Here is a 24,365-nt window from a genome sequence, read left to right as displayed (position 1 = left end):
TCAGTTCTCCGGGTGCTGCTGGGCGGCGGGGCGCGACGATGCGGCCTGCCGGACGGGTCGGATGGGGGTGGCCGAGGACGCGCGGACGATCAGTTCGCTCGGCAGACGGACGGACTCGGGGCTGCCGCCGTCGATGACGTCGCGGAGCAGGCCCACGGCGACGCGACCCATGTCCTCGACACTGTGGGCGACGACGGAGAGCGCGGGCTCCAACAACGAGAACCACTCGATGTCGTCGAAGGCGACGAGCGCGATGTCCTGGCCGACCCGGAGGCCGAGTCGGTTGAGGATCGCGATCGCACCGACGGCCATCAGGCTGTCCGCAGCGAAGATCGCCGTGGGCGGGTCGTCGAGTTCGAGCAACGTGGTGACGCCGGCGGAACCGGACGCGGCCTGGAAGTCGCCGAAGACGACGAGCTCGGGGTCCTCGCTCAGCCCGGCTGCGACGACGGCGTCCTGGTAGGCGGTGAACCGCTCGCGGCCGGTGGAGACGCTCTGCGGGCCGGCGATGTACCCGATGCGGGTGTGGCCGAGGGCGGCGAGGTGCTCGACGGTCTGCCGGATGCCGGTGCTGCTGTCGGTGGTCACGCTCGGGACGTCGATGCCCGGGATCACGCGGTCGACGAACACGGTCGGGACCTCGCGGTCGACGAGCTGCTGCACGGTGCCGGTGTCGTTGCCCTGCGGAGCGACGATCACACCGTCGACCCGGCGGGCGATGAGCGTGTCGAGGTACCGGTTCTGCTGGTCGGCTCGTTCGTTCGCGTTGCCGAGCAGCGTGACGTACCCCTCCGCCAGTGCCGCCTGCTCGATGGTGTGGGCGAGGTCGGCGAAGAACGGGTTGCGGACGTCGGAGACCAGCAGACCGATCGTGTCCGACCGGGTGGAGCGGAGCGCGCGAGCCTGCAGGTTCGGACGGAAGTCGAGGTCCTTGACCGCCTGTTCGACCGCTCGACGCGACTCCTCGCTGGTGGCAGCGTTGCCGGAGAGCACGCGGGACGCCGTCGCTGCGGAGACGCCGGCGCGGGCGGCGACGTCCTTGATGGTGACGGTGTTCATCGGTGAGCACTCCGTTGGGCGAGTCGTGGAATCGATTCCATGGAATCGATTCCATGACCATAAGGACCACCCCCGGACGCTGTCAAGCGGCGCGGTCCGGGGCCGCGCCCGCCGAGCCGTCCGCGAAAGCGACAGTCCTGCGCCGAAGATGCGCGCCGATCTGTCGCTTTCGCGGAGGAGTCGGGCACGCCGAGACAGCGCCGATCAGACGGCGCCGGACGGGGGAGAGAGTGGAGGGGATGACGGGAATCGAGGATCGGCGCTGTGCCGGTTCGCGTCTGTGGAGGGGATGACGGGAATCGAACCCGCGTAGCCAGTTTGGAAGACTGGGGCTCTACCATTGAGCTACATCCCCGCGCCTGCGCACATGTCGCAGCCCCACCACCATACCGGACGAACGACACCCCCATGATCCTGCCGCCGCCGGACGAGTCGTCGCAGCGCACGATCAGGCGCTCCCGGGTGCTGTCGTACGCGCTGGTGGCCGTCGCCGCGGTGGTCCTCTCGCTCCGCCCGGAGTTGTTCGGTGACCCGCAGGCGCAGCCCTGGCACGCACTGCTGCACGTGTGGCGGATCGTCGTCGGGCTGCTCCTCGGGGTGGCCGCCCTGGCCGTCCAGGTCGTCGTCGGCGTGCAGTGGCGTCGGGGTCTGCGGCAGTCCGCGGACGGGTGACTTCCCACAACCGGCGGTCCTCCCGGGCGGCGCGCACCTGGAGCCCGCTAGACTCGTCGAGGTCGCTGGGTGGGATTCGTCCTGCCCGCGCGCTGAACGGCGCATGCGACGATCCTGGCCCTCGTACCGGGGCGTAGCTCAGCTTGGTAGAGCGCCCGCTTTGGGAGCGGGAGGTCGCAGGTTCAAATCCTGTCGCCCCGACCAGGTCACATCGAACGTCAACCAACAGGAGAACATCCCTTGGCCACCAGCACCGTCGACAAGGTGAGCGACACCCGCGTCAAGCTCACCGTGAACGTGACGCCGGACGATCTCAAGCCGAGCATCGACCACGCGTACAAGCACATCGCAGAGCAGATCAACATCCCCGGCTTCCGCAAGGGCAAGGTCCCGCCGGCGATCGTCGATCAGCGCGTCGGTCGCGGCGAGGTCCTGAACCACGCCGTCGGCGACGCCATCGACACCTTCTACCGCCAGGCGGTGGACGAGCAGGAGCTGCGCATCCTCGGCCGCGCCGAGGCCGACGTCGCCGAGCTCCCGAACGTCAAGGACTTCTCGGGCGACCTCGTCCTCACCTTCGAGGTCGACGTCCGTCCCGAGTTCGACCTGCCCGACTACGGTTCCTTCGAGCTGACGGTCGACGCGGTCGAGGTCTCCGACGACGAGATCGACGAAGAGCTGCAGAACCTCCGCACGCGCTTCGGCACCCTCGTGACCGTGGACCGTCCGGCCACCTCGGGCGACTTCGCCCAGCTCGACCTGACCGCCACCATCGGTGACGACGAGGTCGACTCGGCCACCGGCGTCTCCTACGAGATCGGCTCGGGCGACCTGCTCGAGGGCATCGACGAGGCGCTCGAGTCCCTCACCGCAGGCGAGTCCACCACCTTCGAGTCGAAGCTCGTCGGTGGCGACCGCGAGGGCGAGACCGCTCAGATCGCCGTCACCGTCACCGCCGTCAAGGAGCGCGAGCTCCCCGAGGCCGACGACGAGTTCGCCCAGATCGCGAGCCAGTTCGACACGCTCGACGAGCTGAAGGCCGACCTCAAGGAGCAGATCGCCAAGTCGAAGACCTTCGGCCAGGGCGCTGCGGCACGCGACAAGCTCGTCGAGCAGCTCCTCGAGTCGGTGGAGATCCCGATCTCCGAGAAGCTGATCGAGGACGAGGTGCACCGTCACCTCGAGCAGGAGAACCGTCTGGAGGACGACGAGCACCGCAAGGAGGTCGCCGAGTCCAGCGAGAAGGCCTTCCGCTCGCAGATCCTCCTCGACTCCATCGCCGAGAAGGAGCAGATCCAGGTCTCGCAGGAAGAGCTGACGCAGTACCTGATCCAGGCCGCCGCGCAGTACGGCATGGAGCCGGCCGAGTTCATCAAGGTCATCGACCAGAACGGCCAGATCCCCGGCATGGTCGGCGAGGTCGCTCGCTCGAAGGCCGTCGCCACGGTGCTGTCGAAGGTCACCGTGAAGGACACCGCCGGCAACCCGGTCGACCTCTCCGCGTTCACCGCGGGTGTCGCCGAGGGTGACGACGTGGAGACCGACGACGAGTCCGCCGAGGCCGACGCGAAGTAGTCGGGAGCCATTCCGCAACAGGAGGCGCGGTGCCAGTCGGCACCGCGCCTCCTGTGCGTCCGCGGTCGGTTTCCGGTCGACCGCATTGCCGACAGCGAACAGGCGCGACCGCGTGCGTTGCAACCGATAAGTTCGACAACAAGCGACAACTGAACGGGAGCTTTTCCATGGCCGAAGCAACACTGAACCCCAGTGTTTTTGACCGCCTTCTGAGAGACCGGATCGTGTGGCTCGGCTCCGAGGTCCGCGACGACAACTCGAACGAGATCGCAGCCAAGCTGCTGCTGCTCGCCGCCGAGGACCCTGAGAAGGACATCTACCTCTACATCAACTCGCCCGGTGGCTCGATCACCGCCGGCATGGCGATCTACGACACGATGCAGTTCGTGCCGAACGACATCGTCACGGTGGGCATCGGCCTCGCCGCCTCGATGGGGCAGTTCCTGCTCTCGTCCGGCACGCCCGGCAAGCGCTACATCACGCCGAACGCGCGCGTGCTCCTGCACCAGCCGTCGGGTGGGTTCGGTGGCACCGCTGCCGACATCCAGACGCAGGCGAAGGTCATCCTCGACATGAAGCAGCGGATGGCCGAGCTGACGGCGGAGCAGACCGGCAAGTCCATCGAGCAGATCCTCAAGGACAACGACCGCGACAACTGGTTCTCGGCGCAGGAAGCCCTGGAGTACGGCTTCGTCGACCACCTCCGCGCCTCGTCCGCCGAGGTCGTCGGTGGTGGCGGAACCGTCAACGACGGCGAGACGCAGACCCCCGCGGCCGAGCCCGACGCCCAGTCCTGATCCCCACCGAAGAAAAGGAAACGAGAATGCATCTCCCCATGCTCGGTGGCGCGCAGAACGTCCCGGCCCCCTCTGATCGGTACATCCTCCCGAGCTTCGAGGAGCGCACGGCCTACGGCTACAAGCGGCAGGACCCGTACGCGAAGCTCTTCGAGGACCGCATCGTGTTCCTCGGTGTCCAGGTCGACGACGCGTCGGCCGATGACGTCATGGCCCAGCTGCTCGTGCTCGAGTCGATGGACCCCGACCGCGACATCGTCATGTACATCAACTCGCCCGGTGGCTCGTTCACCGCGATGACGGCGATCTACGACACCATGCAGTACATCCGTCCGCAGATCCAGACGGTCTGCCTCGGTCAGGCGGCCTCGGCCGCGTCGGTGCTCCTGGCCGGCGGCACGCCGGGCAAGCGCCTGGCGCTCCCGAACGCCCGTGTGCTCATCCACCAGCCTGCCGTCCAGCAGGGTGGCGGTCAGGCGTCCGACATCGAGATCCAGGCGGCGGAGATCCTCCGCATGCGGACCTGGCTCGAGGAGACGCTGTCGAAGCACTCGAACAAGACGCCTGCCGAGATCAACCACGACATCGAGCGCGACAAGATCATGTCCGCGCAGGAAGCCGTGGAGTACGGCCTGATCGACCAGGTCCTCACCAGCCGCAAGAACGTCCCCGCGCTCGTCAAGTAGCACCCGGACACACGACGGCCCCGCACCTCATCGGTGCGGGGCCGTCGTCGTTCCCGGGGCGGGAACTGCCGATCAGTCGTCGTCGCCGTCGGCGGCGGGTGCCGGTCGGCGACGCACGAGCAGCAGCACGGCGACGACCGCGGCCACGACGACGAGTCCGCCGGCGCCGATCCACAGCGCGTCGGAGGCCGTCGAGGCCGTGCCGCCGGACTCCGTGCCGGTCGTGCTCGCCGCGGCGGTCGAGCCGTTGCCGGCGGTCGCGCAGGTCGGCGGCTTCGTGGTGCCGGTGGCCGGGGTGAAGCCCGACGGGGCCTTCCACGTGAAGTCGTACGAGTCGGAGACGGTGTGCCCGTCGGCCGAGATGATCTGCCACTCGGCCTGGTACTCGCCGGACGCGCCGAGGGCTGCCGTGGTGGACATCGTCGGGCCGGCGACGTCGACGCAGCCGTCCTCGAAGTACTTCCCGTCCGGGCCGACGATCCGGAACGCGAACCCGGAGTCCGTGTCGCCGATGTCCAGCAGGCGGTCGTTCGTGGTGATCGCGAACGTCTTCGGCAGCTCGGTCAGGGTGCTGTTCGCCGCCGGGGTCGCCGACACGACGTAGTTGTGCGCGCTGGCCGGTGCCGCGAGGCCGAGGACCGCACCACCCACGAGCGTGAGGGCGGCGAGCGTCCCGGCACCGAGCCTCCCGGCCCGGATCCGGCGGCGCACCGCCGGACGAGTGCCCGGCTGCACGCCCGAGTGCACGCCCGACTGCTCGGTGCCCGTCGTCACTTGCTGCTGCCGCGGCGGCGCGTGGCGGCCACCGAGACGACGAGTGCGACGGCGCCCAGGAGCAGGCCGCCGAGGCCGAGGAAGCGGCCGACCAGGTCCGGGTCCGCCGGGGCGGAGGACGACGAGCCGGAGGCCGTGGTCGCGGTCGACGTGTCGGACTCCGTCGACTCCGTGGTGCCGTGCTCGTCGTCGCCCGATGCGGCCGAGGTCAGCGTGATCGTCGGTGCGGGGTGCTCCGGTTCGGCCTGACCGGCCTTCGTCGCCTGGTCCCACTCGGTGGAACCCTGCTCGCAGGTCTGCGTCACCGGCATCGACACGGTGTCACCGGCCTTGCCGTCGGGCAGCGCGAAGGAGAGCGAGAAGGTGTCGCGCTCGTCGGCGGGCAGCGGGGTCTTGGCGGTGTAGGTGACGCTGGTGATGCGCTCCGCGGCCGCCTCCGCGGCGTCCTCGTCGGATCCGGCTGCGGAACTCGGGGCCGTGTACGGCTCGGTCGCCTTCGTGATCGTCCAGTTCGGGTTCACGGTGGGCGTGACCTCGATCACGGACTCGGGGACGTGGAACTGCAGCTTCGTGGTGGGGGAGCCGTCGCAGCCGTGCGGCACGGAGAACGTGACGGTGGTGTACGAGTTGACGGCGGTCGACGATGCTTCGGCCTCGACGTGGGCGCTGGCCGAGGCCGCGGTGCCGAGGACGATGGCGGCGGCGACGCCGAGGGTCACGACACCGCCGGTGGCGAGGCGCTTCTGCATGGTTCCTCCAGGAGCCGTTCTCTACAACTTGTAGAGCAACGCCGCTCACGCTACCAGGCCGACCACGCCCTGGGCGAACGCGGCCGGGGGTCCCCGACTGTGTCACCGGGAGCGGTTAGGCTCGGTCCACGACGACCTCGTGGACCGCACTGGCGGTGCACGTCGACCAGGGAAGGCCGAGAGCATGGCACGCATCGGAGAGAGCGCCGACCTCCTGAAGTGCTCCTTCTGTGGGAAGAGCCAGAAGCAGGTACAGCAGCTGATCGCCGGACCCGGCGTCTACATCTGCGACGAATGCGTCGAGCTCTGCAACGAGATCATCGAAGAGCGTCTCGCCGAAGCGGGTGAGGACACCGGCAGTGGTGAGTTCGACCTGCCGAAGCCGCGCGAGATCTTCGACTTCCTGCAGGAGTACGTCATCGGGCAGGACCCGGCGAAGCGCGCCCTCGCGGTCGCCGTCTACAACCACTACAAGCGGATCCGGGCACAGGGGCAGATCACCGCCGCCGAGGACCGCGACGACGTCGAGATCGCGAAGTCGAACATCCTGCTCATCGGCCCGACCGGCTGTGGCAAGACGTACCTGGCGCAGACCCTCGCGAAGCGGCTCAACGTGCCGTTCGCCGTCGCCGACGCCACTGCCCTGACCGAGGCCGGCTACGTCGGCGAGGACGTCGAGAACATCCTCCTCAAGCTGATCCAGGCGGCCGACTACGACGTCAAGCGTGCCGAGACCGGCATCATCTACATCGACGAGGTCGACAAGATCGCGCGGAAGGCCGAGAACCCATCGATCACGCGGGACGTCTCGGGCGAAGGCGTGCAGCAGGCGCTGCTCAAGATCCTCGAGGGCACGGTCGCCTCGGTCCCACCGCAGGGCGGTCGGAAGCACCCGCACCAGGAGTTCATCCAGATCGACACGACGAACGTCCTGTTCATCGTCGCCGGTGCGTTCGCCGGGCTGGAAGAGATCGTCTCCTCGCGCGTCGGCAAGCACGGCATCGGCTTCGGTGCCCAGCTGCACAGCCCGACCGACCACCAGGACCTGTACTCGGAGGTCCTGCCGGAAGACCTGCACAAGTTCGGCCTGATCCCGGAGTTCATCGGTCGTCTGCCCGTCGTCACCACGGTGTCGAAGCTCGACCAGGCTGCGCTCATGCAGATCCTCACCGAGCCGAAGAACGCCCTGGTCCGTCAGTACCAGCGGATGTTCCAGATCGACGGCGTCGAGCTCGAGTTCGACCACGCTGCACTCGAGGCGATCGCCGACCTGGCCGTCCTGCGCCAGACCGGTGCCCGTGGCCTCCGCGCGATCATGGAAGAGGTCCTCGGGCCGATCATGTTCGACGTGCCCTCGGACGACGACGTCGCCCGCGTCGTCGTCACCCGGGCCTCGGTGCTCGAGAACGCGGCGCCGACGATCGTGCCCCGGTCGCAGCCGAAGCGCGTCGAAAAGTCCGCGTAGCCGAACGCACCCCGGACACAGGAGCGCGCCCCGTCCTCGACGGGGCGCGCTCCTGTGTCGCGTGGCGACCGCCCGGCTACTCCAGCCCGCGGCGACGCAGCAGCGGGCCGACCTCGGCGTCACGGCCGCGGAACTCGCGGTAGGCCTCGAGGGGGTCCTTCGCGCCGCCGACGCCGAGCAGCAGCCGTGCGAAGCGTTCGCCGGCCTGGCGGGACAGCCCGCCGTGCTCGCGGAACCACTCCACGGTGTCGGCGTCGAGCACCTCGCTCCAGATGTACCCGTAGTAGCCGGCGTCGTACCCGCCGGAGAACGTGTGCGCGAAGTAGGTCGACGAGTAGCGGGGCGGGACGGCCGGGGCGTCGATGCCGGCGGCGACCAGGGCCTCCCGTTCGAACGCCTCGACGTCCGTCACCGCAGCGGCGTCCGCGGCGCTCAACCGGTGCCACGCCTGGTCGAGCAGCGCGGCGGCCAGGTACTCGGTCGTGCCGAAGCCCTCGTTGAACCCTTCCGAGTTGCTGAGGCCCAGGACGAGCTCGGGCGGCATCGGCGCGCCGGTCTCGTGGTGCCGGGCGTAGTTCGCCAGGACCGACGGCCACGTGACCCACATCTCGTTCACCTGCGACGGGAACTCGACGAAGTCGCGCTCGACGTTCGTGCCGGAGAACCGGGGGTACGTCGTCCGGGCGATCAGGCCGTGCAGGGCGTGGCCGAACTCGTGGAACAGGGTCTCGACCTCGTCCTGCGTCAGCAGCGTCGGCGAGCCGACCGCAGGCTTCGGCACGTTGAGGTTGTTCACGACGACCGGCAGCGTGCCGAGCAGGTGTGACTGCTCCACGACGGGGTTCATCCACGCACCACCGCGCTTCCCGTCGCGCGTGTACAGGTCGAGCAGGTACAGCCCGACGGGGGCGTCCTGCTCGTCGACCACCTCGAAGACGCGGACCTCCTCGTTGTAGCCGTGCAGGTCATGACGCTCGGTGAAGCGCAGGCCGTACAGGGCTCCTGCGGCATGGAAGACGCCGTCGACCAGGACCCGGTCGGCCTCCAGGTACGGACGGAGGGCACTGCTGTCGGCGGCGAACTGGGCGCCCCGCAACACCTCCGTGGCGTACGCCCAGTCCCACGACTCGACGTCGAAGCCGACGGTGCGCGAACGAGCCTCGCGCTCGTCGCGTGCGTTCGCGACGGCGGCGGTGACGAGCGAGGACAGGAGGCCCGCCACGGCTTCCGGGGTACGGGCCGTCTCGTCCGCGGTGACGACCGACGCGTGGTCGCGGAAGCCGAGCAGCTCGGCCCGTTCGGCTCGGAGGCGGACGATGCGGAGCAGGACCGCCCGGTTGTCGAACGCGTTGCCGCGGCGGCCGCGGGAGAGCGACGCCTCCATGATCCGCTGGCGGAGGCCGCGGTCGGTGAGGGTCGCGAGCCACGGGTGCCCGGTGTACAGCGGCAGGGTGACGAGCCACCCCTCGAGACCACGGTCGGCGGCGGCTGCCGCGGCGGCGGACTTCGCACCGTCGTCGAGGCCGGCGAGTTCGGCTTCGTCGGTGACGTGCACCGCGGCGTCGTTGGTGTCCTCGAGCAGGTTGCGTTCGAACGTCGTCATCAGCGACGACAGCTCCTGGTTGACCGCGGTCAGGCGCTCCTTGCCGGCGTCGTCGAGCCCTGCACCGGCCAGGGTCATCTCGGTCAGCGTGCGTTCGGCCAGGCGGCGGTCCTCGTCGGAGCGACCGGGGGTGGCGTCGAGCGCGTCGTGCACGGCGCGGACCCGGGCGAACAGCCGGCCGTCCAGGACGATCGCGTCGCGGTGTGCGGCGAGGAGCGGGGAGAGCTCGGCCTCGAGGTCACGGAGCTCGTCGGTGGAGTCGGCCGAGGTGACGGTGGAGAAGACCATCTCGACACGCTGCAGCAGCTGCCCGGCGCGCTCGAGCGCGACGAGGGTGTTCTCGAACGTCGGTGGTTCGGGGTCGGTGGCGATCGCCTCGACCTCTGCGCGGTGTTCGGCCATGCCCGCGTCGAACGCCGGCCGGTAGTGCTCGGTCCGGACGTCGTCGAACGGGGGGAGGGCGTAGGGGAGGGTGCTCGGTCCATCGAACGGAGTGGCCATCGCCCCAACCTAGCGACGTGCGCGCCACGCCGGGCGCGCGCGCCCCTCGGTCCTAGTGCGTCGCTGCGTCGATGAGCACCGCGGCTGCTCGGCGTGCGTGCACGGCCGCCTCGGTCGTCCCCGCGATCGCCGCGGTGGTCTGCGCTCCCTCGGCGAGCAGGGCCAGCTGTGACGCGAGTTCCTCCGCCCGGTCGACGTCGGGGACGGCCCGCGCGGCGATCTCGGCGACGAACCGCTGGAACGAGTCCTTGTGGTCGCGGGCGATCTCGGCGATCGCGGGGGAGGTCGCGCCGAGCTCACCGAAGGCGTTGATGAAGCCGCAGCCGCGGAACGTCTCGTCCCCGAACCACGACTCGAGGAAGTCGTACACGGCCAGCAGTTGCGCGCGCGGCCCGTCGGCGGCGTCGACCGCGGCCCGGATGCCCTGCTCCCAGAACTCGTGGCGGCCGGCGAGGACGGCGGCGATGAGCTGCTCCTTCCCGGGGAACGCGGCGTAGAGCTTCTTCAGCGAGACGCCGGCGGTCGAGCGGATCTCGTCCATGCCGACGGCCTGGATGCCGCGCGTGTAGAAGAGCGCGTCCGCCGTCTCGACGATCCGTGCTGCCGTCTCGGGTTCGACCGTGCTCGTCGCCATGTGCGTGCTCCGTCCACTCAGTGTCCACCGGCATCCGAGTTGCGCCGGGAACGATCGTTCTCTAGTGTAAGCGACACCACCGGAGAACGCCCGTTCTCCACGGGGCTCAGTGCACTTCACCAGGAGGAACACCATGGGATCCATCACCGTCGGTACCGAGAACAGCGTCGACATCGCCCTCCACTACGAGGACAAGGGCCAGGGGCAGCCGATCGTGCTGATCCACGGGTTCCCGCTGGACGGCAACTCGTGGGAGGGCCAGGTCCCGCCGCTGCTCGACGCCGGCTACCGGGTCATCACGTACGACCGCCGCGGGTTCGGGCAGTCCTCGCAGCCCTCGACCGGCTACGACTACGACACCTTCGCCGACGACCTGCACACCGTCCTCGAGACCCTCGACCTGCAGGACGTGATCCTGGTCGGCTTCTCGATGGGCACCGGCGAGATCGCCCGCTACATCGCCCGCCACGGTGAGGACCGGATCGCGAAGGTCGCGTTCCTCGCCTCGCTCGAGCCCTACCTGGCCATCACCGACGACAATCCCGACGGTGCCGCGCCGATGGCCTTCTTCGAGGGTGTCTCCGCGGACGTCGCGAAGGACCGCTACGCGTACTTCACGTCCTTCTACGAGGGCTTCTTCAACCTGTCTGAGAACCTCGGCACCCGCATCTCCGAGGAGCAGGTCCGCAACGCCTGGAACGTCGCTGCCGGCTCCGGCGCGATCGCATCCGTCGCGGCCCCGCTGACCTGGCCGACGGACTTCCGGAAGGACATCCCGGAGGTCACCGTCCCCGCGCTCATCGTGCACGGCACTGCGGACAACGTCCTGCCGATCGACGCCACCGGCCGACGCTTCACCCAGGCGCTGCCCGCGGCCCGCTACGTCGAGATCGAGGGCGCGCCCCACGGCCTCCTCACCACGCACACCGCCGAGGTCAACGCGGTGCTGCTCTCCTGGCTCGCCGAGTCCTGATCCCTCGGCGATCCCGGTCGGGCGTCCGCGCCTGACCCGACACCGAGCCGGCCTGCACCACGGTGGTCCCGTGCTGCAGGCCGGCTCTCGTCCGCACGCGAGGTGTTCAGTCCTCGGTCCCCGCGTCGTCCGGGTCGGTCACCTGCGCGTGCCCGAGCGGGTCCAGGTGGATCGACGTCCCGTCGTCCAGCTCGACCATCGGCTTGCCCTCCAGGAACGTCAGCGTCCAGCGCCACGTCGAGGCGTCGACCGATCCGGCGGCCAGTTCGTCCTCGACTCCGCGCACGGCGACGACCATCGTCTCGGGCAGTCGCGCGGGTGGTTCCGCGCCGACGTTCCATCTCGTACCCAACTGCATGCGAGCCTCCAGTCCGTGTCGGGGGAGGGCGCCGCAACGACGGACGCCCCGCCCGTGTCTCCACGGTAACGGGGCGTCCGGTCCGGGTCGACTAGGCCGAAGGCTGCTCCGCCAACTCGATCTCGACGACGGCGAACTCGTCGCCGTCGACGAACGACAGGTCCTGGATCCGGCCGACGGCCGCCAGGTCCACGGCAGCCCGCTCAACGAGTTCACGGACGGCGGTGGGCGCCTGCACGACGGCGCGGGTGACCGGCGTCTTCTGGGATGCCTTCGCCGCGGTCTTCGCACCACGGATGCCGATCAGTGCCTGACCGACGGCGGCCAGCAGCCCGGTCTCGGCCTGGTCGACCGGCAGGTCGGCACGGACCGGCCAGGAGGCCCGGTGCACGCTGGTGTCGTGGGTCCAGGCCCACACTTCCTCGGTCGCGTACGGCAGGAACGGCGCCAGCAGGCGGAGCAGCACGTCGATCGCGCCGCGGAGCGCGAGGACCGCGCTCGCCTGCGTCTCGTGGACCGAGTCGGGGGCGGTGCCGTAGGCACGCTCCTTGACGAGCTCGAGGTAGTCGTCGCAGAACGTCCAGAAGAACCGCTCGGTGATCTCGAGCGCCCGGGCGTGGTCGTAGGCATCGAACGCGGCCGTGGCCTGGTCGACGACGGTACCGAGCGCGGCGAGCATGTCGACGTCGAGTGCCTCGGTGACCCGGTGGGCGCCGGTGGGCAGTTCGAAGCCGTAGACGAACTTCGCCGCGTTGAGGACCTTGATCGCCAGTCGTCGACCGACCTTGATCTGCTTCGGGTTCTGCGGGTCGAACGCCGCGTCGGTGCCGAGCTTCGACGAGGCCGCCCAGTAGCGGACCGCGTCGGCGCCGTGTGCCTCGAGGACGGACAGCGGTGTGACGACGTTGCCCTTCGACTTCGACATCTTCTTGCGGTCGGGGTCGACGATGAAGCCGGAGATCGACGCGTTCTTCCACGGCACCACGTCTGCCTCGAGCTGGCTCCGGAGGACGGTCGTGAACAGCCAGGTCCGGATGATGTCCTGCGCCTGCGGGCGGACGTCGTACGGGTACACCAGGTCGTAGAGCGCCGGGTCGGTCTCCCACTTGCCGGCGAGCTGCGGGGTGAGGGACGAGGTCGCCCAGGTGTCCATCACGTCGAGTTCACCCTGGAAGCCACCGGCGACACCGCGCTGCGACTCGTCGTACCCGGGGGCGGGGTCGGACGACGGGTCGACGGGCAGCTGCGCCTCGGTCGGGACGATCGGCTGGTCGAAGACCGGGTTGCCGTCGGCGTCGAGCGGGTACCAGACCGGGATCGGCACGCCGAAGAAGCGCTGGCGCGAGATCAGCCAATCGCCGGACAGGCCGCCGACCCAGTTCTCGTACCGGACCTTCATGAAGTCGGGGTGGAACGCGATCTGGTCACCGCGCTCGAGCAGCGTCTTCTTGAGCTGCTCGTCGCGAGCGCCGTTCACGATGTACCACTGGCGCGTGGAGACGATCTCGAGCGGCTTGTCGCCCTTCTCGAAGAACTTCACCGGGTGGTTGATCGTCGTGATGTCACCGACCAGCTCGCCGGACTCGGTGAGGGCGTCCACGACGACCTTCTTGGCGGAGAACACGGTCTTGCCGGCCATCTCGGCGTAGAGCGCACGGCCCTCGGCGGACTCGATCCACTCCGGCTCGTCGGATCGGACACGACCGTCGAAGCCGATGACCGAGCGGTTCGGCAGCTGCAGTTCGCGCCACCAGACGACGTCGGTGGTGTCACCGAACGTGCAGATCATCGCGATGCCCGCGCCCTTGTCCTTCTGCGCGAGGTGGTGTGCGAGCACCGGGACCTCGACGTCGAACAGCGGGGAGCGGACCGTGGTGCCGAAGAGGTCCTGGAACCGCTCGTCGTCCGGGTGCGCGACGAGGGCGACGCACGCCGGCAGCAGTTCGGGGCGGGTGGTCTGGATGACGACGTCGCCGCTGCCGTCGCTCTTGTGGAAGGCCAGGCCGTGGTAGGCGCCGGGCATCTCCTTGTCCTCGAGTTCGGCCTGCGCGACCGCGGTCCGGAACGTGACGTCCCAGAGCGTCGGGGCGTCGGCCTGGTAGGCCTCGCCGCGCTCGAGGTTGCGGAGGAAGGCACGCTGCGCGCTGGCCCGGGAGGTCGCGTCGATCGTGCGGTAGGACTGCGTCCAGTCGACGGAGAGGCCGAGGGTCCGGAAGAGCTCCTCGAACTGCTGCTCGTCCTGCACGGTCAGCTGATCGCACAGCTCGATGAAGTTGCGGCGCGAGATCGGCAGCTGGTCGGCGGCCTTGCTCGACTTGCCGTCACCGCCAGCGAACGGCGGGGTGAAGTCGGGGTCGTAGGGGAGCGACGGGTCGCAGCGGACGCCGTAGTAGTTCTGCACGCGACGCTCGGTGGGGAGACCGTTGTCGTCCCAGCCCATCGGGTAGAAGACGTGCTTGCCGCGCATCCGCTCGAACCGGGCCTTGAGGTCGGTGTGCGTGTACGAGAACACGTGACCGATGTGCAGCGAGCCGGAGGCGGTCGGCGGCGGGGTGTCGATCGAGTAGACGGCGGACCGGTCACCGGCGGCGTCGCGGTCGAACCGGTAGGTGCCGTCCTGCTCCCACCGCGGCCCCCAGACCTGCTCGAGTCCGTCCACCGATGGCTTGTCGGGCATGGGCTTGGTCATGGCTGCGCCTTCCGTTCGTATGTGCGGCACCGAGTCCGTGATGAGGTGCCTGAGTGTCCCCGCGTGGTGCGGGTGCGGTCCTCAGCGTACCGGTCGGCCGCGCCGGACAGCCCACCTGCTAGGCTTCCGGGGTTTGTCCGGCGAGCGCGGTCCGCAGGACGCCAGTGTCGCTGTCTCGCCGGAAGCCCGGCCGTCCCGCCGGGAGCCCGAAGGACGCCACAGCACACCGGAGGAACACCTTGCCAGCCAACGACACACCGAAGCAGCAGCACGCGGACCGCCCGCTGCGGACGAAGGGCGCCGTGCGGACGAAGGGGGCCGTGAAGCGTGCCCGACGGAAGCTGACCGAGGACGACGTCACCGTCGTCGAGGAGTCGATGCTCAAGCGTGCCGTCGCCGCCGCGGCCCTCGGCAACGCGATGGAGTGGTTCGACTTCGGCATCTTCGCCTACCTCACGGTCACGATCTCGCAGGTCTTCCTGCCGGAGGGTGACCCGGCGTCGAACGTCGTCGCGACCTTCGGCTTCTTCGCGGCCGCGTTCATCGTCCGACCGATCGGCGGCGCCGTCTTCGGTCCCATCGGCGACAGGATCGGCCGCCAGAAGGTCCTCGCGCTGACGATGATCCTGATGGCCGCCGGCACGCTGATGATCGGCCTGATCCCGTCGTACGACACGATCGGCGTCTGGGCCCCGATCCTGCTGCTCGTCGCCCGCTTCGTGCAGGGCTTCTCGACCGGTGGTGAGTACGGCGGCGCCGCGACGTTCATCGCCGAGTACTCGCCGGACAAGCGGCGCGGGTTCATGGGCTCGTGGCTCGAGTTCGGCACGCTCGCCGGGTACGTGCTGGGCGCCTCGATCGTCACCGGCCTGCAGTTCGGCCTGTCCGAGGACGCCCTGCTCAGCTGGGGCTGGCGCATCCCGTTCATCATCGCCGGGCCGCTCGGCCTGATCGGCCTGTACCTGCGGCTGAAGCTCGAGGAGACCCCGGCGTTCCAGAAGCAGCAGGAGCAGGCCGCCGAGCGCGAGTCGCAGAAGACGCCGTTCCTCAAGCTCTTCGCCGAGAACTGGCGTGCGCTCATCATCTGCATCGGGCTGGTCCTGGTCTTCAACGTGACCGACTACATGCTGCTGTCGTACATGCCGACCTACCTGGAGCAGAACCTCGGCCAGAACGCCACGTTCGGACTCATCCTGATCGTCGTCGTGATGCTGCTCATGATGGTCGTCATCACGTTCGGCGGTCGGCTGTCGGACCGCTTCGGTCGTCGTCCGGTGCTCGCCGCCGGTTGCATCGGCTTCTTCCTCCTGTCCTGGCCGGCGCTGGAGCTCGTCCAGACCGGCACCGGCGTCGGGGTCTTCTCCGGCCTGCTCATCCTGGGCGTGGTCCTGGTGACCTTCACGTCGACGATGCCGTCCACCCTGCCGGCGCTGTTCCCGACGATCATCCGCTACGGCGCCCTGGCCATCGCGTTCAACGTGTCGGTGTCGCTGTTCGGTGGGACCACTCCGCTCGCCACCGCCGCACTCATCAACTGGGCGAAGGACGGCGGCTACGGCTGGGCCGAGGACATCCCCGCCTTCTACCTCATGCTGGCGGCCGTCATCGGGCTCGTCGCGGTGTACTTCACCAAGGAGACCGCCGCCACGCCGCTCATGGGTTCCGGCCCGACGGTCGGGTCCGAGGACGAGGTCGCCGGCGTCATCGACGACTACAACGACCCGACCTCGGAGCTTGCACGGTCCGACTGGGCGAAGGAGTTCTCGACGAGCCAGATCCCGGTCGTGACCGGGGACGGTCCGGTCGGCGACGGCGCGCAGGACAGGGCACCCGCGGGATCGTGACCCGCACCACCCGGCCTGGAGGCCCGACCCGCGTCACGTGGGTCGGGCCTCCGCCGCGTGGGTGGTCGGGTCCGGCACGCCGACGGCGTGACCGTCAGGCGGACGGGCCGGCTGCCAGCCGCCCGGCGGCACGGACGAGCCGCTGTGTGACGGGGTGTTCCGGACGGCCGAACACGGCCTCGGCCGGGCCGTGCTCGACGACGGTGCCCTCGTGGACGACGAGCACCTCGTCCGCGAGCCGCCGGACGGCTCGCAGGTCGTGCGACACGAAGACCATCGCGACGCCGGTGTCGTCGCGGAGCCGTTCGAGCAGGCCCAGCACGGCGTCCTGCACGGTGGCGTCGAGCGCGGTCACCGGCTCGTCGAGCACCAGGACCTCCGGCTCGGTGGCCAGCGCGCGGGCGATCGCGAGCCGCTGCCGCTGACCGCCGGACAGGGTGCGGGGCGACCGGGTCCGGAGGCTCGTGTCGAGGTCGACCTGTCGCAGTGCGGCCCCGACACGGTCACCCAGGGCACCGGTCGCGCGCCGGGCACGGCCTCCGCTCAGGGCGTCGGCGAGCACGCGGTCGACGTCCCACCGCTCGTCGAACGTGGCGCCCGGGTCCTGGACGACCGCGGCGATCCGGTGTCGCCGGGCACGACGCTCGCGCTCGGGAAGCGGTGCCCACTCCTCGCCGTCGAGCGTCACCGTCCCGGCGTCCGGCGTCTCGAGCCCGAGGAGCATCCGCGCCACCGTCGTCTTGCCGGAGCCCGACGCCCCGACCACGCCGAGCACCCGGCCCGGCGCGACCCGCAGTGCGACGTCGGTGACTGCGGCCACTCCCGGGTAGGAACGCACGAGGCCCTCCGCGGCGAGCACCGGCTGCTCGACCGCCAGCACCGGCTGCTCCGATGCGGACGGGACGCCCACGGCACGGACCGCCGGCATCGACCGCGCCGCGCGCACCAGGGCCTGCGTGGCGGGGTGGGTCGGGGCCTCCAGGACGGTGGCGGTCGGACCCTCGTCGACGATCCGGCCGGCGTCCATCACCGCGACCCGGTCCGCCCAGCCCGCGACGAGTCCGAGGTCGTGCGTCACGACGAGCAGCCCGGTGCCCCGCTGTTGCGCGGCCCGCAGCTGCTCCATCACGCGGAGGGCGATACCGGCGTCGAGGGCCGTGGTCGGTTCGTCCGCGACGAGGAGCCCGGGCCGGCCGATCGTCGCGGCGGCGATGAGGGCACGCTGTCGCATGCCGCCGGACAGCGTGCCAGCGGTCCGGCCGTCGGTGGCGAGCGCGGGGTCGAGCCCGACGGCCTCCAGTTCGGCGCGGACCGCCTCCACGCGGTCGCGGGCGGACAGGTCGGTGTGCAGGCGGAGGGCGTCCGCGACCTCGCGCCCGACGGGACGGAGCGGGTCCAGGGCGCCCAGGGCCTCCTGGCCGACGTAGCCGACGTGCCGACCGCGGACCGCGCGCCACCGGCGTTCCGACAGGCCACGGACGTCGTGGTCGGCGACGGCGAGCCGGTCGGCCGTCACCATCGCACCGGTGGCGGAGAGGCCGAGTGCCGCCCGGACCGTGACGGTCTTGCCGGACCCGGACGCGCCGACGAGCGCGACGCACTCACCCCGGGCGACCCGGAGCGTGACGTCGGAGACGAGGGGGAGGCCGTCGATCGTGACGGAGAGACCGGCGACCTCGAGGGTGAGGTCGTCGCCGTGCCCGCTCACCGCGCCGCTCACCGCGCCGCTCCCGCGCGGCGGAGCGCCCGGCCGAGCACCGTCACCGCGGTCGCGAGCACCACGATCGCCAGCCCCGGGAACGTGCTCATCCAGGGTGCGGTCTGCAGGTAGGTACGGCCGTCGGCGAGCATCGCACCCCACTCGGGCGCCGGCGGCGGTGTCCCGACGCCGAGGTAGCTGAGCGCCGACGCCCACACCACGGCCTGACCGATGCCGAGCGTGCCGACCGCGACGACCGGCCAGAGCGCCGCCGGCAACACGTGGCGGAGCACGATGGCGGCGGGGGAGCGGCCGAGCAGCACCGCGGTCTCGACGACCTGGGACGACCGTGCGGTGCGGACCAGGCCGCGGACGATCCGGGCGTACCCGGGGGCGGTCGCGAACCCGACCGCGAGCATCGCCGGCACCGGTCCGGGCCCGGTGACGGCGATGACGACGAGTGCGACGAGGAGCAGCGGCAGCGCGAAGGCGACCTCGGTGACCCGCCCCACGACGGCGTCGACGAACCGGCCGCCGAGCCCGGCGAGGACGCCGAGGACCACGCCGGTGCCACCGCCGACGAGCGTGGCGACCACGCCGACCAGCAGTGACGCGCGCGTCCCCGCGACCACCCGTGCCAGGACGTCACGTCCGGACTCGTCGGTGCCGAAGGGGTGGCCGGCACCGGGCGGCAGGAGCGCCTCGGTCGGGTGCACCGCGAGTGGGTGCGACCCGCCGAGCAGCGCCGGCCACAGCGCCGCCACGACGGCGACCGCCACCACCACTGCTGCGACGGTCCCTGCCGGTCCGAGCGTCCCCCCACGGAATCGCTCGGACCGGCGTCCGGCGCGGGCGGCGCCGGGGTCCTGGGACGGCGTGCTGCCGGGCACGCCGTCGGTGCTGCTGCGTCCGGACGGGAGGCCCGGGTCGACGATGCCGCTCACCGCGCCCCCGCCTCGTCCGACGTCGTGCCCCGCGGGTCGACCGCCCGCTCGACGAGGTCCGCCGCGGCGAGCACCACGACGTACGCCGCCGCCGACACCAGGGCGATCCCGGCGACGAGGGGCATGTCCCGCTGCGTCACGGCGGTCACCAGCGCCCGCCCGATGCCGGGCAGCGCGAACACCGATTCGACGACCACGGCCCCGGACACCAGCGACCCGAAGGCCCAGGCGGACAGGGCGATGCCGGGCAGCGCCGCATGCCGGAGCAGGTGTCGCCCGAACAGCCCCGCGCGGGACTCGCCCCGGCCCAGTGCCGCGAGGGCGAACGCCGAGCGCTGCGCGTCCACGACGCCGTCGCGGATCGTCTCGGCCAGGTAGCCGGCGACCGGCACCGCGACGACCAACACGGGCAACACCCACCCGCGGACGGTCCCGTCGCTCACCGCGGGCACCCACCCCAGGCTGCCGGCGAAGACGACGATGAGCACGCTGCCGAGCCAGAAGTGCGGCATCACGCTCGCGGTCACCGACAGCCCGGTCGTCAGCAGCGCCGCCGTGCGCCCGCGCTGCGTCGACCACCACGCGGCGACGACCGCCAGCACCCAGGCGACGACGAGCCCCGCCACCGCGAGCGTCAGCGTGACCGGGAGCTCCTGCGTCAGCAGCGTCGACACCGGCGTGCGGAACGCGTACGAGTCGCCGAGCTGCCCGGTCGCCAGGCGTCCGAGGAACACCGCGTACTGCACCAGCACCGGGCGGTCGAGGCCGTACTCGGAGCGGACCTGCGCCACCGCCTCGGCCGAGGCCTGCGAGCCCGGACCGCCGAGGATCGCGAGTGCCGGGTCACCGGGGATCAGGCGGATCGCGACGAACACGATCGTCGCGACGGCCCACAGGACGCCGACCCCGCCGAGCAGCCGGCGCACCGCCCAGCGCGCCCACCCGACGGCGGGCGAGTGGCGTGCCGGACGGATGCCGGGCCTCCTGGTCGTCCCCACCGGTGCGTCAGCGGGCGAGCCACGCCGTCCCGAACCACGGCGTGGAGACCGACGTGGTCGAGATGCCGTGCACGGCCGAGCGGTACAGGAAGTGGTTCTGCTGGTCGTAGAGCGGCAGGACGGTCCGGCTCTCGAGGATCGTCTTCTGCGCCTGCTCGACCAGGTCGGCACGCTCCGACGAGTCGGCGGTCTGCGCCGCCCGCTCGAGCAGCCGGTCGAGGGCCGGGTCGTCGAGCTGCGCGAGGTTCGCGAAGTACCCGGACGGCGCCGGAGTGATCGACGCGGAGTCGTAGAGGATGCGCAGGACGTCCGGTCCGACCTTCGTGTACGGAGCACTGACGACGTCGTACTGGTTCTCCGCCAGCGCCGCGTACCAGCTGGACAGGTCGAGTTCCTCGAGCTGCACCGAGATGCCGACCTCCGCCTCGGACGCCTGGATCTGCTGGAACAGGTTGCGCTCGGCGGGCACCGACTGGTTCGTGGAGACCGGGAACGTGACGGTGAGGGGCTTGCCGTCCTTCTCGCGGACGCCATCGCTGTTCGTCTTCCAGCCGGCGGCGTCGAGCAGGCGCTTCGCTTCGGACGGGTCGTACGCGAAGAGCGACTCGTCGGAGTACGAGGTCGGCTCCACGCTGGACAGGACCGAGTACGAGCGCTTCGCGGTCCCGAGGAACAGGGACTTCAGGCCGGGGTCGATCTCCGCAGCTGCGATGAACGCCTTGCGGACGGACTCGTCCTGGAAGACCCCGTGGCCGGAGTTCAGCTCGAGCCGGTTCGACGCGCCGGGACGCGGGGCGTCGAGGTCACGGATCGCGGCCTTCGACGACGCGGCCCGCAGCTGGTCGGGCTGGGCGTTGTCGATGACGTCGACCTGGCCGGACTGCAGTGCTGCGTAGCGGGAGGTCGAGTCCGGAAGGAACCGCCAGGTCAGACCGTCGAGCCGGGGCTTCGTGGTCGAGCCGCCGAGCGGGGTGTAGTCGGCATTCTCCGTCAGGGTGACGCGGTCGCCGTGCTTCCAGTCGGTGACCTCGAACGGGCCGGTACCGACGGGGGACTCGCAGTTCGTGGCCTGCTTCCGCTGCAGGGCCTTCGGCGACTCCATGCCGACCCAGGGCTGCGAGAACGACTCCAGCAGCGCGGCGTCCGGCCGGCTGAGCGACAGGGTGACCGTCCGGTCGTCGGTGGCCGTGGCCTTCTCGATCGACTGCAGGGCGAGGTACCCGGTGCTGGATGCCGTGGCCGGGTCCTGCACGTGCTCGATGTTCGCCACGACGGCAGCGGCGTCGAACGGGGTGCCGTCGGTGAACGTCACGTCGTCCCGCAGGGTGAAGGTGAGGGTCTTGCCGTCATCGCTCGTCGACCACTTCGTGGCCAGCTCGGGCGTCGGCCGCCCGTCGTCGAGACCGACGAGTTCCTCGATGTACTGCGTCGCCAGGAGCGCCTGCGGGTAGTTGCCGCCGACGTGCGGGTCGAGGCAGGTCGGTTCCGCGTCGCCCGAGGCGTACGTCAGCGTGCCGCCACGGACCGGGGTGCTGCTGTCGCCGGGGCTGCCGCCGCCGGAGCAGGCGGCGACGGCCAGGAGGACCGTGGCCGCGCTGGCGACGCCGGTCACGATGCGCCGCAGCGCCGGGCTTTTCTGTACTGGGTCCAAGATCATGGCGCGACGAGTCTAGCGGTTTACTGGAGGGCATGGACCAGCCAACCCGCCGAGGCGGTCGACCGCGACGATCGAGCGCCGAGGTGCTCGCCGACGCCGCTGCCGAGCTCTTCCTCGAGCAGGGGTACGCGAAGACCACCGTGGACCACATCGCCGCCCGCGCCGGTGTCAGCCGCGCGACCTTCTTCAACTACTTCGCCGCGAAGTCCGACGTGATGTGGCTCGACCTCGACGCCGCGGTGGCCGAGTTCCCGCAGCACCTGGCGACCTCCGCCGAGACGAGCGCCGTCCGCGCCGTGGAGGACGCCCTGCTCGCCACCGCCCGCGCCCACGATCCGGACCGCGTGCCCTGGGCGATCAGTCAGGCCGAGGTGATGGACGTCGGTGCCGAACTCGTCGCGAGCGGTGCCACCCGGGTCACGGGGCAGCACCAGGCGATCGCGTCGTTCGTCGCCGGGCGGACCGGAGAGCACCCGGCGTCGCTCTGGCCGCAGACCGTGGCGGGCGCGATGCTCGGGGCGGCTGCCGCGGCCTTCGGGGTCTGGGTGACCGACGGGGTCGCGCGACGTCCACTCGTCGAGTACGTCGCCGCCGCGCTGACGCCGGTGGTGGCGGGGCTCGACGCGCGCTGACCCGGTCTCGCTCCGCTGGTAGGTTCTGGGTGCGCCGTCCGAGGGGGACGGCCGATGACTCCAGGGGGATCCGTGTCCGAGACACCCGAACAGCAGCCGTCCTCGTCCGGAACGGGTGGTCCGGACCCGGAGCGCCACGAGCCGGACGCCGCGCAGGCGCCGCGGTACCCGGCGCAGGCGCCGCAGGACGGCGGGCAGCCGCAGTACCCGGCGCAGGCGCCGCAGGACGGCGGTCAGCCGCAGTACCCGGCGCAGGCGCCGCAGGACGGCGGTCAGCAGACGCCGCAGTACCCCGCGCAGGCTCCTCAGCACCCGGCCGGCCAGCAGCAGCCCCAGCAGTTCGGCGGTCAGCCCCCGCAGTTCGGCGGTCAGCCGCCGCAGTACCCCGGCGCTCCGCAGGGCCAGCAGCCCTGGCAGGGTGCCGGCGCCCCGATGGTCCAGCCCGGGGGAGCCGCTGCGTACGGCGGCCGCCCGCAGCAGCCCCGGGGCCGTCGGGTCCTGGTGGCCGTCGTCGGCATCGTGGCGTTCCTCGTCGCCGGTGCCCTGGTCCGTTGGGGCCTGTCGTCGTTCGGCGGCCCGTCGAAGCAGGAGCTCGTCGACCAGGGCGTCGCGAAGATCACCGAGCAGACGACCTTCCCGAAGCAGGTCGACGAGATCACGACGTGGACCGGGGTGGACGCCGAGGACGAGGCGATCCACTACCGCTACAGCGTCGCCGCCGACCCGACCGCGATCTCCGAGCGGGCGATCCGCAGCTCCGTGCTGTCGAACCTCTGCTCGACGACGGCGACGCGGGACATCCTCGAGGAGGACATCGCGATGCGGTACTCGTACGTCTTCCCGGGCTCGACCAAGACCGTCGACCTCGAGTTCACCGACGCCGACTGCTGACGCCCCGGCCGCTCGAGTCGCCGCGGTCGCCCGGGGCGCTCAGGCGCGGAGCGTCCCGGCGCCTCCGGCGGCGACGTCCTCGACGGTCCCGTCCTTGACGACCTCGGGGATCTCGTTGCCCGTCGGCTTCAGGACCGCGGCACCCGGCACGGACAACGTGAGCACTGCCTCCTCGACGTACTGGCTGTCCTCGAGCGACTGTTCGATCTTCCGGAGCCGGCCGGCGACGTGTTCCTCGGTGTCGTTCCCGACCAGGTCGACCGCGGCGACCATGTACACGCGGGACGGGCCGACGAACTCCAGGTGCAGGTAGCTGACGCTCTCGACCTGCTCGCGGGCGAGCAGTTCGACGAGCACGGCGTTCTCGAGCTCGGGGGAGGTGCTCTCCCCGAGCAGGAACCGACGGTTGCGGTCGATGAGGACGACGGCGACGACCCCGAGCAGCAGGCCGACGGCGATCGACCCGATGGCGTCGAACACGGCGAGCCCGCTGACCTGGTGCAGGAAGACACCGAGGAACGCGATGACCAGGCCGACGAGCGCGGCGGCGTCCTCGGCGAAGACGGCCCGGAGCGTCGGGTTCGACGACTGCAGCACGTGCCGGAGGACCGGGACACGGCGCTTCGTCGCGGCACCGTGGGCCTGGCGGAACGCCTGCAGGAAGCTCGTCCCCTCGAGGAGGAACGACACCCCCAGGACGATGTAGTTGAGGACGACGTCCTCCGCCGGCCCGGTGTCCCCGAGCTCGGTGATGCCGTGGTAGATCGAGACGATCGCGCCCGCGGTGAACAGGCCGAACGCGGCGAACATCGACCAGATGTAGGTCTCCCGGCCGTAGCCGAGGGGGTGGCGCGCATCGCGCTTCCGGGCACCGCGTCGTTCGGCGATGAGCAGGAAGATCTCGTTCCCGGTGTCCGCCCACGAGTGCGCGGCCTCGGCGACCATCGACGCGGAGCCCGTCAGCATCGCGGCGACGGACTTGGCGATGGCGACGAGCAGGTTCGCGCCGAACGCGATGAGGACGGTGAGCAGGGACTCCGGCTTCGCTTTCGCGCTGCCGGCCGAGGCGTCCGGAACGGTCTCGGGGGTCTCGGATGACGACGACGAGGGCATCGCTCCAGCATGCTCCCGTCCGGTAGACTCGGGCGCACAGGCATCGATCCGG

General features: G+C 70.8%; 21 protein-coding genes and 2 tRNA genes. 10 read left to right on the top strand and 13 right to left on the bottom strand.

What is annotated here, in order from left to right; genetic code table 11:
• Entirely contained in the window at positions 1-1,059 is a 1,059-nt protein-coding gene (locus tag DEJ24_RS12090) for a LacI family DNA-binding transcriptional regulator (protein ID WP_111078825.1), read from the bottom strand.
• A gap of 281 nt (positions 1,060-1,340) precedes the next feature.
• Positions 1,341-1,414: transfer RNA gene (locus DEJ24_RS12085), tRNA-Gly, on the bottom strand.
• A 53-nt stretch (positions 1,415-1,467) separates the two neighbouring features.
• Between DEJ24_RS12085 and DEJ24_RS12080 the strand changes: the two genes are divergently transcribed.
• From DEJ24_RS12080 to DEJ24_RS12060, 5 genes are all read left to right on the top strand, one after another.
• On the top strand, positions 1,468-1,731 hold the full coding sequence (locus tag DEJ24_RS12080) for a hypothetical protein (protein WP_111078824.1): 264 nt from the start codon (positions 1,468-1,470) through the stop codon (positions 1,729-1,731).
• A gap of 127 nt (positions 1,732-1,858) precedes the next feature.
• Positions 1,859-1,935, top strand: a tRNA-Pro gene (locus DEJ24_RS12075).
• A gap of 36 nt (positions 1,936-1,971) precedes the next feature.
• Complete coding sequence (tig, locus tag DEJ24_RS12070) at positions 1,972-3,306, top strand: trigger factor (protein WP_111078823.1); 1,335 nt, start codon at positions 1,972-1,974, stop codon at positions 3,304-3,306.
• 167 nt (positions 3,307-3,473) lie between these two features.
• The gene (locus tag DEJ24_RS12065) at positions 3,474-4,103 is read left to right on the top strand and encodes an ATP-dependent Clp protease proteolytic subunit (protein ID WP_110903999.1); all 630 of its coding nucleotides are present in this window, start codon (positions 3,474-3,476) and stop codon (positions 4,101-4,103) included.
• Positions 4,104-4,129: 26 nt separating this feature from the next.
• The gene (locus DEJ24_RS12060) at positions 4,130-4,789 is read left to right on the top strand and encodes an ATP-dependent Clp protease proteolytic subunit (protein ID WP_110903998.1); all 660 of its coding nucleotides are present in this window, start codon (positions 4,130-4,132) and stop codon (positions 4,787-4,789) included.
• A gap of 72 nt (positions 4,790-4,861) precedes the next feature.
• Here the strand turns inward: DEJ24_RS12060 and DEJ24_RS12055 are convergent, their stop codons facing one another.
• Positions 4,862-5,563: a copper resistance CopC family protein gene (locus tag DEJ24_RS12055; RefSeq protein ID WP_181436596.1), complete on the bottom strand. Its 702-nt coding sequence runs from the start codon at positions 5,561-5,563 to the stop codon at positions 4,862-4,864.
• A complete protein-coding gene (locus DEJ24_RS12050) occupies positions 5,560-6,312 on the bottom strand; it encodes a YcnI family protein (RefSeq protein WP_111078821.1) in 753 nt (250 codons plus the stop codon). The genes DEJ24_RS12055 and DEJ24_RS12050 overlap by 4 nt, the downstream gene beginning before the upstream one ends.
• 184 nt (positions 6,313-6,496) lie before the next feature.
• Here DEJ24_RS12050 and clpX point away from each other — a divergent pair, with 184 nt between their 5' ends.
• Positions 6,497-7,777 (top strand): ATP-dependent Clp protease ATP-binding subunit ClpX, encoded by a 1,281-nt coding sequence (gene clpX / locus DEJ24_RS12045; RefSeq protein ID WP_111078820.1) that lies wholly within the window; start codon positions 6,497-6,499, stop codon positions 7,775-7,777.
• A 76-nt stretch (positions 7,778-7,853) separates the two neighbouring features.
• Here clpX and DEJ24_RS12040 read toward each other — a convergent pair whose 3' ends face one another.
• Positions 7,854-9,881, bottom strand: coding sequence for a M3 family metallopeptidase (locus DEJ24_RS12040; RefSeq protein WP_111078819.1), 2,028 nt, complete (start codon positions 9,879-9,881; stop codon positions 7,854-7,856).
• Between the two features lie 52 nt (positions 9,882-9,933).
• Positions 9,934-10,515, bottom strand: coding sequence for a TetR/AcrR family transcriptional regulator (locus DEJ24_RS12035; protein WP_111078818.1), 582 nt, complete (start codon positions 10,513-10,515; stop codon positions 9,934-9,936).
• Positions 10,516-10,648: 133 nt separating this feature from the next.
• Here DEJ24_RS12035 and DEJ24_RS12030 point away from each other — a divergent pair, with 133 nt between their 5' ends.
• Positions 10,649-11,488, top strand: coding sequence for an alpha/beta fold hydrolase (locus tag DEJ24_RS12030; protein ID WP_111078817.1), 840 nt, complete (start codon positions 10,649-10,651; stop codon positions 11,486-11,488).
• Positions 11,489-11,594: 106 nt separating this feature from the next.
• On the opposite strand, the gene DEJ24_RS12025 is transcribed toward DEJ24_RS12030, so the two are convergent.
• Both DEJ24_RS12025 and valS read right to left on the bottom strand, forming a co-directional pair.
• Complete coding sequence (locus DEJ24_RS12025) at positions 11,595-11,846, bottom strand: hypothetical protein (protein ID WP_111078816.1); 252 nt, start codon at positions 11,844-11,846, stop codon at positions 11,595-11,597.
• Positions 11,847-11,937: 91 nt separating this feature from the next.
• Positions 11,938-14,535: a valine--tRNA ligase gene (gene valS, locus DEJ24_RS12020; RefSeq protein ID WP_258374804.1), complete on the bottom strand. Its 2,598-nt coding sequence runs from the start codon at positions 14,533-14,535 to the stop codon at positions 11,938-11,940.
• Between the two features lie 239 nt (positions 14,536-14,774).
• Between valS and proP the strand changes: the two genes are divergently transcribed.
• Positions 14,775-16,379, top strand: coding sequence for a glycine betaine/L-proline transporter ProP (proP, locus tag DEJ24_RS12015; protein WP_258374803.1), 1,605 nt, complete (start codon positions 14,775-14,777; stop codon positions 16,377-16,379).
• Positions 16,380-16,473: 94 nt separating this feature from the next.
• Here the strand turns inward: proP and DEJ24_RS12010 are convergent, their stop codons facing one another.
• Genes DEJ24_RS12010 through DEJ24_RS11995 form a run of 4 tightly spaced genes read right to left on the bottom strand, consistent with a single transcriptional unit; the run spans position 16,474 to position 21,677 of the window.
• Positions 16,474-18,099 carry an ABC transporter ATP-binding protein gene (locus tag DEJ24_RS12010; protein WP_111078815.1) on the bottom strand — a complete coding sequence of 542 codons (1,626 nt, stop codon included), beginning with the start codon at positions 18,097-18,099 and terminating at the stop codon, positions 16,474-16,476.
• Positions 18,096-19,022 (bottom strand): ABC transporter permease, encoded by a 927-nt coding sequence (locus DEJ24_RS12005; RefSeq protein ID WP_111078814.1) that lies wholly within the window; start codon positions 19,020-19,022, stop codon positions 18,096-18,098. The genes DEJ24_RS12010 and DEJ24_RS12005 overlap by 4 nt, the downstream gene beginning before the upstream one ends.
• Positions 19,019-20,020 (bottom strand): ABC transporter permease, encoded by a 1,002-nt coding sequence (locus tag DEJ24_RS12000; RefSeq protein ID WP_258374802.1) that lies wholly within the window; start codon positions 20,018-20,020, stop codon positions 19,019-19,021. The genes DEJ24_RS12005 and DEJ24_RS12000 overlap by 4 nt, the downstream gene beginning before the upstream one ends.
• A 7-nt stretch (positions 20,021-20,027) precedes the next feature.
• On the bottom strand, positions 20,028-21,677 hold the full coding sequence (locus DEJ24_RS11995) for an ABC transporter substrate-binding protein (RefSeq protein ID WP_111078813.1): 1,650 nt from the start codon (positions 21,675-21,677) through the stop codon (positions 20,028-20,030).
• A 32-nt stretch (positions 21,678-21,709) separates the two neighbouring features.
• On the opposite strand from DEJ24_RS11995, the gene DEJ24_RS11990 reads away from it, so the two are divergent.
• Both DEJ24_RS11990 and DEJ24_RS11985 read left to right on the top strand, forming a co-directional pair.
• Complete coding sequence (locus DEJ24_RS11990; RefSeq protein ID WP_111078812.1) at positions 21,710-22,309, top strand: TetR/AcrR family transcriptional regulator; 600 nt, start codon at positions 21,710-21,712, stop codon at positions 22,307-22,309.
• 72 nt (positions 22,310-22,381) lie between these two features.
• Positions 22,382-23,200, top strand: coding sequence for a hypothetical protein (locus DEJ24_RS11985; RefSeq protein ID WP_111078811.1), 819 nt, complete (start codon positions 22,382-22,384; stop codon positions 23,198-23,200).
• Positions 23,201-23,239: 39 nt separating this feature from the next.
• Here DEJ24_RS11985 and DEJ24_RS11980 read toward each other — a convergent pair whose 3' ends face one another.
• Positions 23,240-24,313 carry a cation diffusion facilitator family transporter gene (locus tag DEJ24_RS11980; RefSeq protein ID WP_111078810.1) on the bottom strand — a complete coding sequence of 358 codons (1,074 nt, stop codon included), beginning with the start codon at positions 24,311-24,313 and terminating at the stop codon, positions 23,240-23,242.
• Positions 24,314-24,365: the final 52 nt, after the last annotated feature.

Origin of the sequence: Curtobacterium sp. MCPF17_001 (assembly GCF_003234615.1) — a bacterium.
GTDB lineage: Bacteria > Actinomycetota > Actinomycetes > Actinomycetales > Microbacteriaceae > Curtobacterium.
This window is presented reverse-complemented; position numbering and strand designations above follow the sequence as displayed.